This window comes from Alishewanella longhuensis (assembly GCF_014653435.1).
GTDB classification, from domain to species: domain Bacteria; phylum Pseudomonadota; class Gammaproteobacteria; order Enterobacterales; family Alteromonadaceae; genus Alishewanella; species Alishewanella longhuensis.
Genome location: NZ_BNAO01000013.1, coordinates 1 through 16,825, shown reverse-complemented (window position 1 = coordinate 16,825; position 16,825 = coordinate 1). Strand labels below are relative to the sequence as shown.

Here is a 16,825-nt window from a genome sequence, read left to right as displayed (position 1 = left end):
TTATGGCACAGAATGTATACCAATTTATCGACGTAAAACGGATTGATCCGCCAAAACGCACACATAGTGAAAGAACTATCGAGTTTGTGGAAATTTATCAGCCGCTCACGCCAACTCAGGCGGAAGGCCAGGCTGATCGCTGTCTGGACTGTGGTAACCCCTATTGCGAATGGAAATGCCCGGTGCATAACTATATTCCGCAGTGGCTAAAATTAGCCAACGAAGGCAAGATTATTGAGGCGGCTGAATTATCGCATAAAACCAATAGCTTACCGGAAGTTTGTGGCCGGGTTTGCCCACAAGATCGTCTCTGCGAAGGCGCCTGTACCCTCAACGAAGGTTTTGGTGCCGTCACCATTGGCAGTATTGAAAAATATATTACCGACAAAGCCTTTGAAATGGGCTGGCGGCCCGATCTCTCTGCCGTTAGCAAAACCACGAAAAGAGTCGCCGTTATAGGCGCGGGCCCAGCCGGTTTAGCCTGCGCAGACGTATTAGTCCGTAATGGCGTGACGCCGGTAGTATTTGATCGTTACCCCGAAATTGGTGGCCTGCTGACCTTTGGCATACCGCCGTTTAAGCTGGAAAAAGGCGTGATGCAGCTGCGCCGGCAAATTTTTACCGACATGGGCATTGAGTTCAAGCTAAATACCACTGTGGGTGTTGATGTTAGCTTTGATAGCTTGCTTGATGAGTACGATGCAGTATTCCTGGCCCTTGGTACCTATACGCCAATGAAAGGCGGTTTAGCCAACGAGGATGCACCTGGTGTGTATGAGGCCTTACCGTTCTTAATTGGTAACGTCAATAACCTGATGGGCTGGCAAACCGAGCATCCTTTTGTCAGCTTAAAAGACAAAACCGTGGTGGTGCTAGGGGGTGGCGATACCGCCATGGACTGCGTCCGTACCTCGATTCGTCAGGGCGCGACCAAAGTAAGCTGTGCCTATCGGCGCGATGAAGCCAATATGCCAGGCTCACGCAAAGAAGTGCAAAATGCCCGCGAAGAAGGCATAGAGTTTTTATTTAACCTACAACCACTGGGTATTGAGTTAAATAGCGCTGGCCAGGTCTGTGGTGTGAAAGTGGTCACCACTGAGCTGGGTGCACCCGATGCTAAAGGCCGCCGTAGTGCAGTGCCTGTGGCAGGCTCTGAGCAAATTTTACCCGCCGATGCGGTGGTGATTGCTTTTGGTTTCCAACCCAGTCCGCCACAATGGTTGATTGATATGGGTGTGGAGTTAGATGCCAAAGGCCGTGTGCTAGCCAGTGAGCAAAGCACCTATGCCCTACAAACTAACCAGCAAAAAATCTTTGCCGGTGGTGATATGGTATTAGGCTCCGATCTGGTGGTTACGGCTATCGCCCAGGGCCGCAAAGCCGCAGAAGGCATTTTGGATTATTTAGAAGTATAACCAAAATCGTTGTAAGCGCATGTTTTTAATAAGAGTTAAGCCCGCACTGCGGGCTTAATTCTGTTTTACCTAGAGCATGTTTAACAACTAATGGCCCATTTTTTCAGCGGCTATCGCAAGATTAATTTTAAGAAAAATGTCATTTGCTGCTTGACAGTTTCCGGCAAGCGCAGTATTTCTATTGGTGTTATTGGCAGTAATTTGAAAACTCTGTTTGTTTACTGCCTGCGTTATTTAAAAGCATTAAACGTTATCAACTCAATTTTAAAGTAGCGATATGTTAAAAAAAGCCATCCAGCTCGGTTCATATCACTACTCGTCATACTACCTCTCGGAGTGGTTTAACGAGTAGAAACGCAACAGGTTGCATTTTGCCTAACGTTTTACGTTTGCATTGCAATGTTACCTGCCTTTCTGCTTGTTGCCAGTTAGCAACACCACACTAATAACTAAAAAAGCAAAAATGAAGCTATCAGCTGCATTGGCATGCTATCGCCTGCACGGTTTACCTGTTGGCGTTGTCAGTGCAGCTGTATATCCCAGGGGTATAAAATTATGACACATTACACAACGCTCTCACTGGCTGTAGCAGCCGCCTTAGCTTTAAATTTTCCAGCCAATGCACAGCAGAATGCTGAGGAAAACAACGCCAATGAAACCGTACCAGAACGCATTGCCGTTACAGGCTCGCGCATTAAAGGGGTCGATTTAGAAGGTGCGCAGCCACTGGTTGTGCTATCGGCCGAAGATATTAAAAACTCAGGTGCCAGTTCACTGTATGAATTACTAAAAGATTTGGGCCAGTTACGTGGTGGCAGTGGTACCTTCTCTACCTCAGAAAGTGGTGCTACCTCTACCGCTACTCCGGCAGGTCAATCAGCAGCCTCACTGCGTGGTTTGGGCCCCGCTTCTACCCTCACCCTCATTAACGGTCGCCGGGTTGCTGCGTCGTCTTTTGCCGCCGGTACCCAGAACTTTGTGGACATTAACAGCATCCCATTAGCGGCCATTGAGCGGGTAGAAATTCTCGCCACCGGTGCCTCGGCCATCTATGGTGCCGATGCCGTCGCCGGTGTAATTAACTACATCTTGAAAAAAGACTACGAGAAAGCCGAAGTTAATCTATCTTATGGCAATAGCACTGCCAGTAGTAACGAAGGTACAACCAACCTGAATCTTATTTGGGGCCAGCAAGTAGCAGGCGGCAACCTAACGCTATTTGCCGATCTTTATGATCGCAAAGAATTCCGCGCCGTCGATCGTGATTTTAGCCGTGAGCCGTTATTAAAAAGTAACTATTCCTATCTGCCAAAAGGCACCCCAAATATCTATTATTTCTCTACGGTAAGTGGCGATGAAATTGCCACGCCAGGGTGCGCCACGCCGTTGGTTACCACCGAATTTGGTGAGCGCATTTGTTCTTACTACCCTAATGAAGACGATGTACTGCGTAGCCCCATTAAAAGTGCTGCCGCCGGCTTAATGTTTAACAAAGAGTTATCGCATAATCTCAACTGGCAAACCGATTTATTTTATACCCGCACTAAATCCACTGCTGTTTCTAGCCCAGCACCTATTAATCAGTTGAATGATGCCGAAGGTGCCTGGGTACCGGAAAATGCCCTGGATATTTTCGCTGGCACCACCCGCGACAATAACTTTATCTATTTTGGCGACGATGAAATCTATCTGGATCCGTTTTTCTCACCAACCGGTCGCCGCCTGTTTGGTTTTCAATTTGATGCCCGCTTTAATACCCCAAGAACGGTAGATATCACTACCGAGGCGCTGCGTTTAGTTTCAGGTTTATCGGGTACTTATCGTGAATGGGATTGGGAAAGTGCGGTACTCCTTTCGCGCTCTAAATCAACACAGGAAGCAGTGGCCGGTATTTATAATCGCTACAAATACCATGCCGCTATTGCCGGTGAGCTATGCTCTGATGGCAGTATCGCCAGTCGGGATGGCAACAGCCTAAGCTGCAACAGCGGTGCTAACCTGGCCGGTAGCTATAATCCATTCCTGCAAAATGATGCCGCCAACGAAGCCCGATTGGCGCTGGCGCAAGAAGTACCAACCCGTGATGGCTTAAGTACCTTATACGGCTGGGACGCCCGTATTACCGGCGATCTGTTTGAATTTAACGATCAAATAGTCCGTGCCGCCTTTGGTGCTGAACTACGCCGCGAAAAAATTACCGATGAGCCTTCTTTAAATGCACAGGCGCGTTTTGAAAATGACTATCTGGTTGATGTCTTTGGTTTTGGTTCCAGCTTCTCCACAGCCAGCCGTAACCAGGCAGCAGTATTTGGTGAAGTGTATGTGCCATTAACAGCACAAGTCGAAATGCTGGCTGCTGGCCGTTACGATCATTACAACGATTTTGGCGGTACCTTTAATCCGAAAATTGGCTTTACCTACCGCCCAACCGATGAATTGGTCATGCGCGCATCCTGGGCCAGCTCTTTCCGGGCACCATCGTTAACCCAAGCAGGGGTAAAACTGCGCACCACCACCGCCCGTTATGATTGTTCGGCCAATGAGCTGGTAAACCAGTTCTACTGTGGTGGTTTAGGCGGTACGGGTACGGTCAACGTGTTAGAGCTGGGGAATCCAGAGCTTGAGGCGGAAACCTCTGAATCGCTAAGCCTTGGCTTTGGTTATAGCCCAACACGTAACACCACAATTACCGTCGACTACTGGCAGTTTGATCATAAAAAACTGGTTGATACCGATTTAACTGCTGCCATGGCACGCAGTATTACCGATGTCACACAGCGCCATTGTGGCTTAGTCCCTGATGGTCAAACCGGTATTTCGTTAAACCCTAACTTGGCAGTAGGCCGTGATCGTTTTAATATTTGCCAGGTGCTAGACGGTCAGGGCCGCGATCTGACCAATGCCAACGCCAATATGCAAGAGATCCTCAGCAACTGGGTAAACAGCACCCCTGCCCGCGTTACCAGCCTGCCGTTACAACGTGACCATGTTATTTTACTGGATAACGTAGGTCGCCAGCAGGTTAAAGGTATTGATACCCGCTTAAGCCATACCTTTGAGTTGAGCGCAGGTAAACTGGGCTTAGATTTGGATTGGACACACTATCTATCGTTTGAACGTAATAAAGCCGGCTCAGATGAAATCGAATCGCTGGTAGGGACTTACCGCTACCCACGTAACATTGCGAATTTGCGGGTATCCTGGCGCGCCGATAACTTTAGCACAGGCTTAGGCGCCAATTATACGGCCTCTTACGCCGATGATATTAGCCGTTTACGTGCCCGTAATCTGGACGAGATGGCCGAGCTTGGTGCCTTAGATGAGAACGGTGAGCGTGATGTGTCGTCCTGGACTACCTTACGTGGTTACCTGGGTTACGATTTTGAAAATGCCACTATCACCTTTAGCGTTGATAATCTGTTAGACCGGGATCCACCAAAGGTGTATGGTGCCAGCCGTGGCTTCGATTCTATTAATCACAATGCCCTGGGAAGAAACTATCGCCTATCCTTTAGTTACTTCTTCTAAGAATGCTGGCTGCCGGCTAACACCGGCAGCCAACTGCACAGGTTAATTTTATGACTAACTCAACGAAACAACCGGCAAGCATGCCGGATGCCTTTGTCATCCTGTTTTTTGTGATGATACTGGCAGCTATTGCCTCGCACCTGGTACCTGCCGGCAGCTTTAGCCTTACAGAGGTGGCAGCTGAAACAGCGGGCGCAGCAAAAACCAAAGGCAAGCTGGATCCCGACAGCTTTCAATTTGCCAACGATAGCCACAGTGGTGTGCCGCTGTTTGCTGAAGGCGGTGGTGTAGGCTTTTTCAATTATGCCTTTGAAGGCATGGTCTCGGGTTCGAAATGGGGCTCGGCGGTGGGCGTAATTGCCTTTATCCTGCTTACCGGTGGTGCCTTTGGCATCATTATGAAGACCGGGGCTATCCATAACGGCATCCTGGCGCTGATTGACAAAACCAAGGGTACGGAATTTTTGTTTATTCCCCTAATGTTTGGTTTATTTTCACTCGGTGGTGCCGTTTTTGGGATGGGCGAAGAAGCCATCGCCTTTTGCATTATCCTGCTGCCGCTGATGCTGGCATTGGGTTACGATGCCATTACCACAGTACTCGTCACTTACGTTGCCACGCAAATTGGCTTTGCCACCTCCTGGATGAACCCCTTTAATGTGGCCATAGCCCAGGGTATTGCAGAAATCCCCCTTCTCTCCGGTGCTAATCTAAGGTATTGGATGTGGGGGGTTTTTACCCTTTTTGGTATTATCTTCACCATGCGCTATGCCGCTAAAATAAAAGCGGATCCCGGCAGCTCACTTAGCTATGAAACCGATCAGCGGCTGCGTCAGCAACAAGACGCCACTGTTACCAGTGAGTATAGCCGCCTGGATAGCCTGATCTTAACGGTGTTCTTTTTGGGGCTCGCCTGGATTATCTGGGGCGTCACCAGCCGCGAATACTATATTCCGGAAATTGCCAGCCAGTTTTTCACCATTGGGGTTGTTATCGCCGCTATTGCCGTATTGGGTAAACGCCTAAAGGTAAATGACGCCGCAGACGGCTTTAAGCAAGGCGCAGCAGAGCTGTTGCCTGCGGCTCTGATTGTCGGCATGGCGAAAGGCATAGTACTTATTTTAGGTGGCGATAACCCAGAATCACCTTCGGTGCTCAATACCTTGCTGTTTTACTCAGGTCAGGCTCTGGGCGATTTACCCGCCTGGCTTTCTGCCTGGCTAATGCTGGTGATGCAGTCGGTGTTTAATTTCTTTGTCGCTTCAGGCTCAGGGCAAGCGGCGCTTACCATGCCGTTAATAGCCCCCTTATCCGATATGCTCGGTTTATCCCGGCAAATTGCTGTACTGGCTTTTCAATTGGGCGATGGTTTAACCAATTGCATTATCCCTACCTCTGCCGCCTTAATTGGCTGCCTGGGTGTGGTGCGGGTAGATTGGACGGTTTGGCTTAAGTTTGCCTGGAAATTACAACTTTGCTTATTTGCTTTGGCTAGCCTGTTTATGTTGCTGGCCGTGGCCATAAATTATCAATAACGAGGTTCTCTTGGAACACATTCTTCTTATTAAAGGTGCCAGCGTCTTCGCCCCTGCAGCGCTGGGTATTAAAGATGTCCTTATTGCCGGTAACCGCATTGCGGCAATAGGTGACAACTTAACCGTAAACAACAGCACACTGCCTATTAGTGTCATTGATGGTAGTGGTAAATATTTAGTGCCGGGCTTTGTCGACTCGCTAGTACACTATATCGGTGGTGGCGGTGAAGGTGGCTTTGCTACCCGTACCCCGGAAATGCAACTCACCGATGCCACGCTCGCAGGTGTGACTACAGCAATTGGCGTACTGGGCACTGATGCCACAACGCGCACCCTAACCAACTTACTAGCCAAAGCCCATGCGCTGGAAACCGAAGGCATTAGTACTTATTGCCACACCGGCTCCTACGAAATCCCCTGCCGAACGGTAACAGGCAATATTACCGATGACTTAATTTTAATTGATAAAATTATTGGTGTTGGCGAAATAGCCATTAGCGATCACCGCTCATCACAGCCAACAACGACTGAACTACGCAAAGTTGCGGCAGCAGCGCGGGTCGGCGGTATGCTGGCAGGTAAAGGCGGCACTGTTAGTGTGCATGTGGGCAGTGGTGCTAGCCTGTTACAACCGCTCTTCGATGCCGTAAACGGCACTGAGCTTAGCCTAAAACAGTTTTACCCTACCCATATTAACCGCAACGAAGCCCTGTTTAACGCAGGCCTGGAATTTGCGCGCGCTGGTGGGGTAATAGATTTTACCGCCAGCACCACAGACTATGATTTAAAACATGGCGAAGTTGCTGCAGCCGAGGCGCTGCGCCGGGCCTTACAAGCGGGTATTCCAGCCATGCAACTTACCATGAGCTCTGATGGCAACGCTAGCCTGCCGGTATATAGTCATGATGGCGAGTTACTGGGTTTGGAAGTGGGGCAAGTAAATAGCTTGCTTCAAGCGTTGCAAACGGCAGTACTCAAGCTGGAAGTTGATTTAACTGATGCCTTAACCAGTGTCACCGCGGCACCTGCTCAGGTTCTTGGTTTAAAACAAAAAGGCCAGCTTGCAGTTGGCAAAGATGCTGATATGCTGCTACTTAATTCCCGAGATTTAACTATAGATACTGTTATCGCCAAAGGTCGCTGCCTGGTCAGCGCAGGTAAGCCAGTAGTATATGGCACCTTTGAAAAGCCGCAGCAGTGCGCAACAGGAGGTTAGATGCGTTTGTCTTGCATTTCATTATTGATTGCCGGTAGCCTGCTTAGTGTACCAGGCTTACTGGCCAGAGCAGCTATCGAGCAGGAGCCCGATGCGCCAGTAATTTTGGAGCTGGCTCCGGCCGAGCAAAGCACATTGTTACCCGAAGCAGATTATGACTTGATGTTAGTCGGTGGTGGTCTGGCAACCTGCAGTTCTATGTCAGCTCGAAGCTGTAGCGACCAGGCAAAATTTAGCAAACTGGCTAAAACCAGTAATGCCTACTTATTGCACCCAACAACTCTGCAGTTATTCGCCGGTGCCGAGCTTTTTACGGCAGAGCGTGCTTCGCTGCAACAACAGCTGGCAACTCTGTTTAATAGCCTACCGCAAGCTCAGGGAAAACTGCTTACCGAATCGCAACTTATTGAACAATGGCGCAGTTTTCAAGCAACGGAAACCTTAGCTGTTAGTGGCGAAGAGCTCTGGCAGTCATTGTCTGAGCGTGAACTCAATGCAGTGTTAGACTACCTGGAAGTGCCCACTCTTAGCGCCGATGGTAAATACCGTTTAACTGAGCAAGTTGATCTGGCACAAACAACTCATGCCGAGTCGGCTGAGCTGTATCGGCAATTTGTACAACTGGCCACAAAAAAAGCTCAGGCTAAAGGGCGCGAGCAGGCGAAGGTATTGGTAGTTACCGCCTCATCCCGCGATCCTTTTGCCGCGGTAGATTTTTATCTAGATGCGTTTCGCCAGGCCGGTGCCGCCACACAATGGTTACCCTTAACCGCGGCATTGCAACGCGCCATCACCGAGCAAAACTGTGCGGCCTTGCCACAGTATCTGGCCAATATTCATGGTAGCTATCGCCGCGAACAGATCTATGCCGATCTCTTTACCAGCAAACAGCAGCTGTGCGAAAAAGGCAGTAGCGCTGTTGTTGCACTAATTGCTGATGCCGATGGCATCTTCTTTAATGGTGGCGATCAAAGCCTGACTTACCAAGCGTTACGGCATAGCGATGGCAGCGCTAGTGCAGAGCTGCTCGCCATACTCGAAGCCGTTAAACAAAAACGCTTATTGGTAGGCGGTACCAGTGCCGGCACCGCGGTAATGAGTGGCAGCCAATTTTTTGCCGACGATACAGCAACAACAACAGTGCCAATGATCAGTAATGGCGACAGTTACCATGCTCTGCAATACGGCGCTAAAGCCGCTGCTGCCCCGTGGCCAGGCTGCCGCAAAGAGCAGCGCTGCCCGGATGAGATGAGTGAGCGCCAGCTAACCTTCACAGCAACAGGTGGTTTAGGTTTATTTCCGCTAGGCATTTTAGATACCCACTTTGCCGAACGTGGCCGCCAGGCCCGCTTACTGGTGCTACAACAAGCCACCCAAACTAAGCTGGCATTTGGTGTCGATGAGGCTACAGCCTTATTAGTCGATCTAAGCTTGCAGGCAGAGGGCATAGTGCAACTAAAAGCCAGTGGCGCAGCAGAGGTGTATATCAGTGAATTGCTGCCTGAATCTACCCCTGCAGCGCTACTCGCCGACACCTATAGCCTGAACGCGGGCGATACCGCCGTTTGGCAACAGGGCAAGATCACACTGTTCCCGACTGAGGATAAAACCAAACTGGTTAATAGTGCAGAACCTTTACAAAGTAAAAGCCCGCTGTTTAGCCGCGATCATTACCGCAGCTTAAGCCATTCGCTATGCCGCAGTAACTTTACCGCAGCAACAGTCAGTGAACCGCCTTATTTAATTAGAGTAAGCAAAGTTGACAGCTGCTATCAATCTGCAGACGGTAAACTCAGTGCAAAGCAAAGACTCCGCATTATTACTGAACAATAAAAAAGCCAGCGCTAATTTATTACGCTGAACCAAGCCGCAGTTATCGCTGCGGCTTTTGTTTAAAAGACAACCATACCCTGCGTTACTTTAGCACCCGGAATAAATTGCTGTGCTGATCTGTCCAATGCACCTCTGTTTTTAACACCCGCGGCCAGGGGCGCACCGCTTCGCTAATTACTGGCTGTGTTAAAAAGCGTTGATTGCGGCTTAACAACACCCACTCGGTTGCAGCCGGATTTTCCTGATCTGCCGGTGTCGGTATAAATAGCGCCGTTAACCCGAGCGCTGTAGCCTGATTACGCAGCACACTGCTTAAATCCAGATAGTTATTGGAAATATGCACCGCCAAGACCCCATCGGGTAATAAATGCTGCCAATACAGCTGCATCGCTTCTGCGGTTAACAGATGCATAGGGATAGCATCGCTACTAAAGGCATCCAGCACCAAAATATCAAAGGCTTTGCTACCTTGCTGCTGCCATTGTTCTGCTAACACTAAACGGGCATCACCGGCATAAACCTCTACTTTGGCAGCACTGTCGGCTAAATAGCTAAAATGCTGCTCTGCGGCATTAATTACCGCCGGGTTAATCTCATAAAAATAGATGCTATCACCCGCGCGGCCATAAGCTGCCAAGGCCCCGGCACCTAAGCCGACAAACCCCAGTTGTCGCTGCTGTAATTGGCTGGCACTTCGAGTTGGATCGGCCGGCAAAAAGTGCTTTATCGCCAGCGCCACACCGGTAGCAGGCCGATAATAACTAAGCGGCGTTTGTGCCAGCTCTGGCAACAGATATTGGGCACCATGGCTAGTCGTGCCATCGATGAGTTGCCGCTGCCAGTTCCCGGCAACAGCCACATCCCGCACCGTTAGGCTACCGTAAAAGTTACGGCTTTTCGCCACATCATGTTGCCCTAGCCAATACTCGGCTAACACAAAACAGCCAATAAAGAGCACTCCCCCCACTGCCGCCAAAGTATTTTGCCACAGCGCTTTTGCTCGCCACGGCGTTAAGGTGATCAACCAGAGAATAGCTAGCAAAACAAGAGGAAACTCCCAATACTTGCTAAAGACGAGTGGTGCCAGCAAATTAACCAGGATCCCCGCCAACACGCCGCCGGTGGCTAACACCAGATAAAAAGCCGTTAACGCACCATGCGCTGGCTTACTGCGAGCTAATTCGCCATGACAGAGCATACAACCGCTAAACAGCAAGACTAAATACAGCACTAACTGCGAAAACAAGTCGAACTGCCGCCCTAAATAGTACAGCAGCACTGCCATCACCAGGCTAATAGCAAATAAATACAACCAGATACTGCGCTGATACCAACTGTCGCGATTAAACACCAACGTAAAGCTCAGCAGATAAAGCGCCAGCGGTACTATCCATAAAAACGGTACCGGCGGCACGTTTTGGGTAAGCTGTTGGGTTACCGCCAGCAATAACACCACACCACACACTGACAAGGCTAGCCAGCGCCACCAGGGTTGCCCTTGCAAACTCAGTGGAGCTACCGCTACCTTGGTAAGGGTAACCGCTGTTTTACTTACCAGTAATTGCCATAACAACAGCAGTAAACCGAGCACAAAGCTTGCAAAGCCTATTGCCCAATACAATCGCTGCTGCGCCAATGGCAGATAAGGCTCCAACACAAAGGGATACAGTAATAGGCCAGCAAAAGAGCCAAGATTAGATAAGGCATATAAGCGATAAGCCGAGCGCAGTGGAAACCTGGCAGCAAACCAGTACTGCAATAAAGGCCCGGTAGCCGACAACAGCAAATAAGGTAAGCCGATTGTAAGGGTTAATACTTTTAAAATACCCAATAAAGGCGAAGCACCTTCGGTGGTCAGCTCCGGTTCCAGTAACCAGGGCAAAGCACAAAGTGCCAATACCAACAGCACGCTATGAATTAGCCCCTGCTGGCGCAAGCTGGCGAAGCGTGTTAACGCGTGGGCATAGGCATACCCCGCCAGCAGCAGGCTTTGAAAGAACAGCAAGCACGCCGCCCATACCTGGGCGCCACCGCCAAAATACGGCAGTAACAAACGTGCCAGCATAGGTTGCACCAGAAATAACAAGGCGGCACTTAGCAAAATAACAATAGGAAATAACGGCAAACTCAAGCTCCGGCGCATAAAAAACGCTAAGCCTATATAATCGCTGCAGTCAGAGCAAGCAGCATCACACGGGACCAACTGACAATCTTCTGCTTATTTAGTCTCCCGCAGATCATTCTGGCTCGCATTTTTACTCGCACTTAGTATAACCACAGCAAAATAGCTCATCAGCAGAAGTATCCACGTTAACACCTTAAAGGCTTAATTTTAAGGACAGTAGAGCGCTACAGCAGTTGCAAGCGCTCTATGGCGAAAAAGTATTATAAATTTTCATCCGGTTTAAAGCTAAAAGCCAACACAATCGCAGATGAGCTAAAAGATAAAATGACCACTTTAGATATAAAGAAACTGAAATGATGCATACCCACGAAGTTGATAAGGAGCGACAGCAAAATACCTAGCGCCATAATGATGATAAACGCCAATAACTGAAACCCTGCAAAACGCTTGACCTTTATAAGGCCTTTGCCAAAAAGCACATAACCTAATAAAACACCCAGCACGGAAGAAAAGATATAGCTTATAAAAGAAAATAGGGTTGCTTGCGCTTCCCCTGTAAAAAGTTCGATCAAATAAAAAGTAATAGGCATAACAATAAGTAGTGCCCAAAACCACTGCTTAGCGGATAATTCCTTCATTTAATTCTCCAAACACCTTTTATACCAACATCACGCCTTTAGCATATAAAAACCCATTTACATGTCAACGATAGCGATACTTTTTATTAGTTTGAAGGGCTTCAACTTCCAGCAGCGAGTTCTCACAACCATATTGTGACTAAATCTACAAAATACTGCGTTGCTTCTTGCTCCAGACTTGAGCGTTCTATCTGCAAAACATGCACAAGCTTTTGAGCAAGGCTGGAGGTCGTCTACACGGTCTGCACTACTGAATTATCGGGCATAATGATCATCAGATTGTACTAAGCACCCATCACAGTAAAACTCAGCGTTAAATACGCACCGTAACCCAAGAGCAGTAGCCCACCTTCTAACCGGCTAAGCCGACTACCTGTGTATAAAAAAAGTAATAGTATTAAAGAAGTACCCAACATTACCCACTGATCAAATTGCAGAATTCTCTCGGGTACCGGCAGTGGTTGCAGCAAAGCTGAAATACCTAATATTCCCAGTAGATTAAAGATGTTACTCCCCAGGATGTTACCTATGGCCACATCGGCATGGCGCCGAAATGCTGCGATTACAGAAATGGATAGCTCTGGCAAAGACGTGCCAACCGCCACTAATGTCAGGCCGATTACCGTTTCTGACATACCCAAGGATTCAGCAATGCCTACGGCGCCTTTTAATAACACCTGCGAACCGGCAACAAGTAGCGCTAAACCTAAAACAATCGCCATGATGATCCAAAGCGCGGTTTTCGGTAGTGCCGTTACTTCTTCACCTTCAGCTTTATGTAATTCCGCTGAAGGCGCCTTGCCAGCACGCTCGGTCCAGTAGGACCAAATTAAATAGCCAAGCAAAGCAAGCAGGAAAATAGCAGCGTCCCATCTAACCAGCGCATTGCCACCGACCAGGACCAGAAACAAAATACTTGCCGCTACTACGGTTACCGCATCACGGCGTAATACCAGAGGCCTAACCGTAAGTGGCGTTATCAGCGCACACACCCCTAAAATCAGCAAAATATTACCGATATTACTACCCACTACATTACCAATCGCAATATCTGGGCGCTGGCTTAGCGCGGCATCTACCGACACCACCAGTTCCGGTGCCGACGTACCAAAGCCGACAATCAGCAAACCACTTAGCAATGGCGATACACCAAGCCGGTTAGCTGCCGCCAGAGAGCCCCTAATTAAAGCCTCGCCACCACTGGTTAACAGTAAAACACCAAGGGCCACAAACAATATGTCTACCATAAGTCCAATACTCTAATCTAGAAGTGAACTAACATTTCTCAGGTTACACCTTAAGCCACTAATCGTCTTTTCTGTTCTTTGGCAGGACTTTGTGATAACTCATACTCATCAGGAACAACGCAGCGGCAAGTGCAAGCACAGACAATGCTAAATAGATGGCATCTAACGGAGTAGAGAATCGAATGTCAACCACCGCTCTGAAGAACTCAATGATAACAGCAAGAATGACGACTCGGACAATTTTATCCTTAAGCTCATCAAAGGTTTGAATATTAAATGGGTGTTCAGCACCACTTTCATCCAGCTCGTCAATCGGCGATATAAATAACCGGTATAAACCGGCACCAAAAATAAGCAATACGACCGCAACCAAATAGATGTCTATCGCAATAACAATGTCGGTAACAATAAACTCATGAATGTTCTGCTCGCTTCGTCCAAGATAAAAACTAACGGCTCTGTAAGCCACACTCACTACATCGACAGTACCTACGACCAGTAGCACGACAGAGCCCAGCAGACTTGCGATAACGGCGATGAGCACCAAAAACCGTGAATTCCAAAGAAAACGTTCAAATACTGCTTCAAATTTTTTCATTAAGTGCTACCAGTACTTATTTATCGTAAATTACCCTGTAATATGCAGGTTTCAAATATAAATATCTATCAAACTCTAACTTGAACAGGTTAATTTTCTAACAATTCAGTTGTAGTATCAGCTCTCCAAGCAGTCTGCAACTCTACATTACCGTCTATACACATTTTTTCTTGTTAACGTCGGCCGCGCACATGAGCAACTTGTTGCGAGTCGCGCGTCCAAAGGGCGCGTATGTGCTGGCTTGTTATGCGCAATCACCTCAGTTTTACACCACAAGTACCGCACTCTTTTGGCGAAATTTGAATGCCTGATCCACCTAATGGTGCCGGCAAGTGGTTACAATTTGGACACCTGTAATTGTATAAGCCATAAAAAATGAATCCGAAACCTATCAGAAACGGTATCGTTGGATTAATGTATGTTTCCGTTACAACGTTGAATAAAAGCGTAACACCGAACATAGCGAAAGATACTGCAAAAAGTACAGTTAACCTTTTTTCTTTTTTAGCAAACTCGATTATAACTTCACTCTCGGTCATTGTTCTGGTACCGCATAACGAGCCTGTAGAAAAACCTGTTCAAAACACAGCATTTCCGCTTCGGCCATGCTGTTTATTATTTGTTATCAACTTTGCAGGTTTCTGGTGGGAATTTCAAGACAAGATTTATTCTGATGTTAATTTGCTTTTATTGTCGCGTTATTAGCCACGTTTAGGCCGCTCCTCACCTAGCTTTACCCCACTTTGCCATATCGGCGTACCTTATCTAGGTTATGCCCCATGCAAAACAACTGTCAGCATGTATGCTGAAATCAGCAGGCACTCATTGAGCGTGAGATAAGAGAGCCACAATATGTGTTTGTTGCAGGCTATCGCCTGACAACCCTGATGACAGATGAAGCAGTCTATCTTGCTGATGGACAAGTGCCTGGCCGATAACGCGGCCAGAAGAGCAGTTTTACCTATTGACGCCGAGAAAGCTCATATGTGTTAGAAGCCAACACGACGGCCGAAAACAGACTGTAAGTAGATGCCCATGTAACCACGACCATCAAACCGCGCATGGAATTCAGAATACAATTCATGTCTTAACGCTTTGCTGTCTTCTTGGAAGCCAAAGATGTAACGCCATTCTGAAAATACAACACTCTTCGGCTCCAAAATACGGACATCTTCGGGAAGTTGTAACGCCAAATGAGCCCAACGTTTTTCCTCGCCCAAACACCAAGGAAAGCCTGTTGCTAATGCTGCAAGAACAAATTTTGACTCCGCCGATACACTTGAGAGCCCGCCTAACTCGTCAATGAGCTCGTCAACGTTCGGCAATGTGTCTGATAGTCCGTTGTACCCGTTGGGTTCGCTACGTGAATACCAACACAAGAACGCCAGACGAATGAAAGTTTCGTTATCACGCATTCCCGAATGCCATCTTGCCAGCAATGAATCTGCAGCATCGCCAAGAGTTTTAGCCCCTAGATTGTGTGCTCTTTCTAAAATGTCGATCTCTGCTATCGATTTCATTTGGCCTCTAACGCCGCCAGCAAGCGCGGCTTTGTAGTGAAGGCGAAGCCGCAACGAAAAAGACGTCGCCGTGCTTGGCCTTGTTAAATTTTTATAGCGCCATATGCAGCAACGGATAGGCTTTACCCTGCCCATCGACGGGGGAGCGCCCTGTCACTTTAAAACCAATATGCTGATAAAAACCTAGCGCCTGCTCATTCTGTTCATTAACGTCAACCTTAGTTGCTCCCTGATCTTTGATTGCATGGGCCGCTAACAAAGCACCTATACCTTTTCCACGCACATCAGGTGAGATAAACAGCATTTCAATATTGCCATCATGTACGCCACAAAACCCTAGTATTTCACCATTGCTATTTTTAGCACACGTTAAATCAACTGCGTCGAAATACTGCTCTAGAATTAATGGTTTTAACTCCTGTAAATCATCTTCCGCCAAAAAATCATGCGTGGCTCTGACCGATGCTTCCCAGATCGCTAATAGCTGAAGGTGATCTGCTTTTTCTACAATCTCAATGTTCATCACTTAACTTAATTAAAAATTTAACGCAAAGCTTTGGGGCGGCTGGAGCGCAGCGTAAGCCGCGTTAGCGGCGACAATAGCGCCTTGTTAGCCATTGATTTTAAACACTACCTGAATTTAAAAGAAAATAGAAAAAAGTCACTACAGCAATAACACCAACCAAAACCATAGCTGTTAGTGTTTTTGATTGAGCCATAGACTTTAGCAAAGCAATCAATGTGGCAAAACCAGTAATTCCAAGTGTGTAATTTACAACTTCTTCTTTGTTTTTCTGATTCACAAATATCTCCGTTATAAATAGCCGGCTAACGAGCCTGTAGAAAAACCTGTTGCGCGCACAACATTTCTACCTCGGCCATTCTGTTTATTATTTGTTATCAACTCTGCATGTTTCTGGTGGGAATTTCAAGACAAGATTTATGTTGACGTTAATTTGCTTTTATAGCCGCGCTATTAGCGGAGTTTAAGCCACTCTTCACTTTGCTTTACCCCACGTTGCCGTATCGGCTTACCTTCTCCAGATTATGTACCATACAAAACAACTGCCATTGGCCTTGCACCTTGGTTTTGCCGCGCAAACTAAACCGTTTTAGCCCTTTGTTGGTGCCAATATTGCCAAACACCGGCTCTACTACCGACATGCGGTG

The 16,825-nt window shown here is 47.8% G+C and carries 13 protein-coding genes; 5 read left to right on the top strand and 8 right to left on the bottom strand.

From position 1 onward, the window contains the following. The first annotated feature begins 2 nt into the window (after window positions 1-2). The 5 genes from IE163_RS17235 to IE163_RS17215 all read left to right on the top strand — a co-directional run bounded on the left by IE163_RS17235 (window position 3) and on the right by IE163_RS17215 (window position 9,527). Complete coding sequence (locus IE163_RS17235) at window positions 3-1,415, top strand: glutamate synthase small subunit GltD family protein (protein WP_189434295.1); 1,413 nt, start codon at window positions 3-5, stop codon at window positions 1,413-1,415. Between the two features lie 555 nt (window positions 1,416-1,970). Beyond that, window positions 1,971-4,943 (top strand): TonB-dependent receptor domain-containing protein, encoded by a 2,973-nt coding sequence (locus IE163_RS17230; protein ID WP_189434293.1) that lies wholly within the window; start codon window positions 1,971-1,973, stop codon window positions 4,941-4,943. Window positions 4,944-4,993: 50 nt separating this feature from the next. Next, the gene (yfcC, locus tag IE163_RS17225) at window positions 4,994-6,478 is read left to right on the top strand and encodes a putative basic amino acid antiporter YfcC (protein ID WP_189434290.1); all 1,485 of its coding nucleotides are present in this window, start codon (window positions 4,994-4,996) and stop codon (window positions 6,476-6,478) included. 10 nt (window positions 6,479-6,488) lie between these two features. Then, a complete protein-coding gene (gene iadA, locus IE163_RS17220) occupies window positions 6,489-7,694 on the top strand; it encodes a beta-aspartyl-peptidase (protein ID WP_189434288.1) in 1,206 nt (401 codons plus the stop codon). Further along, window positions 7,695-9,527: a cyanophycinase gene (locus tag IE163_RS17215; RefSeq protein WP_189434286.1), complete on the top strand. Its 1,833-nt coding sequence runs from the start codon at window positions 7,695-7,697 to the stop codon at window positions 9,525-9,527. It begins immediately after the preceding gene. Window positions 9,528-9,609: 82 nt separating this feature from the next. On the opposite strand, the gene IE163_RS17210 is transcribed toward IE163_RS17215, so the two are convergent. The 8 genes from IE163_RS17210 to IE163_RS17175 form a co-directional block, all read right to left on the bottom strand. Then, window positions 9,610-11,652 carry a spermidine synthase gene (locus IE163_RS17210; RefSeq protein ID WP_229833639.1) on the bottom strand — a complete coding sequence of 681 codons (2,043 nt, stop codon included), beginning with the start codon at window positions 11,650-11,652 and terminating at the stop codon, window positions 9,610-9,612. Window positions 11,653-11,912: 260 nt separating this feature from the next. Beyond that, the gene (locus tag IE163_RS17205; RefSeq protein ID WP_189434283.1) at window positions 11,913-12,290 is read right to left on the bottom strand and encodes a hypothetical protein; all 378 of its coding nucleotides are present in this window, start codon (window positions 12,288-12,290) and stop codon (window positions 11,913-11,915) included. A gap of 284 nt (window positions 12,291-12,574) precedes the next feature. Continuing rightward, complete coding sequence (locus tag IE163_RS17200) at window positions 12,575-13,537, bottom strand: calcium/sodium antiporter (protein ID WP_189434280.1); 963 nt, start codon at window positions 13,535-13,537, stop codon at window positions 12,575-12,577. A 58-nt stretch (window positions 13,538-13,595) separates the two neighbouring features. Continuing rightward, window positions 13,596-14,135 carry a YqhA family protein gene (locus tag IE163_RS17195; protein ID WP_189434273.1) on the bottom strand — a complete coding sequence of 180 codons (540 nt, stop codon included), beginning with the start codon at window positions 14,133-14,135 and terminating at the stop codon, window positions 13,596-13,598. A 989-nt stretch (window positions 14,136-15,124) separates the two neighbouring features. Further along, complete coding sequence (locus IE163_RS17190; protein WP_189434271.1) at window positions 15,125-15,655, bottom strand: hypothetical protein; 531 nt, start codon at window positions 15,653-15,655, stop codon at window positions 15,125-15,127. 91 nt (window positions 15,656-15,746) lie between these two features. Then, window positions 15,747-16,178, bottom strand: coding sequence for an acetyltransferase (locus IE163_RS17185; protein ID WP_189434269.1), 432 nt, complete (start codon window positions 16,176-16,178; stop codon window positions 15,747-15,749). Between the two features lie 100 nt (window positions 16,179-16,278). Beyond that, window positions 16,279-16,458, bottom strand: coding sequence for a hypothetical protein (locus tag IE163_RS17180; protein WP_189434267.1), 180 nt, complete (start codon window positions 16,456-16,458; stop codon window positions 16,279-16,281). A 205-nt stretch (window positions 16,459-16,663) separates the two neighbouring features. Further along, window positions 16,664-16,825: transposase (locus IE163_RS17175; protein ID WP_189434265.1), on the bottom strand; the 162-nt coding region annotated here is incomplete at its 5' end.

What these genes read in the sequence shown, in the direction of transcription:
- IE163_RS17230 (WP_189434293.1), top strand. Translation starts at nt 1,971, where the DNA reads ATGACACATTACACAACGCTCTCACTGGCTGTAGCAGCCGCCTTAGCT.
- IE163_RS17200 (WP_189434280.1), bottom strand. Translation starts at nt 13,537, where the DNA reads ATGGTAGACATATTGTTTGTGGCCCTTGGTGTTTTACTGTTAACCAGT.
- IE163_RS17195 (WP_189434273.1), bottom strand. Translation starts at nt 14,135, where the DNA reads ATGAAAAAATTTGAAGCAGTATTTGAACGTTTTCTTTGGAATTCACGG.
- yfcC (WP_189434290.1), top strand. Translation starts at nt 4,994, where the DNA reads ATGACTAACTCAACGAAACAACCGGCAAGCATGCCGGATGCCTTTGTC.
- IE163_RS17190 (WP_189434271.1), bottom strand. Translation starts at nt 15,655, where the DNA reads ATGAAATCGATAGCAGAGATCGACATTTTAGAAAGAGCACACAATCTA.
- IE163_RS17215 (WP_189434286.1), top strand. Translation starts at nt 7,695, where the DNA reads ATGCGTTTGTCTTGCATTTCATTATTGATTGCCGGTAGCCTGCTTAGT.
- IE163_RS17205 (WP_189434283.1), bottom strand. Translation starts at nt 12,290, where the DNA reads ATGAAGGAATTATCCGCTAAGCAGTGGTTTTGGGCACTACTTATTGTT.
- IE163_RS17235 (WP_189434295.1), top strand. Translation starts at nt 3, where the DNA reads ATGGCACAGAATGTATACCAATTTATCGACGTAAAACGGATTGATCCG.
- IE163_RS17185 (WP_189434269.1), bottom strand. Translation starts at nt 16,178, where the DNA reads ATGAACATTGAGATTGTAGAAAAAGCAGATCACCTTCAGCTATTAGCG.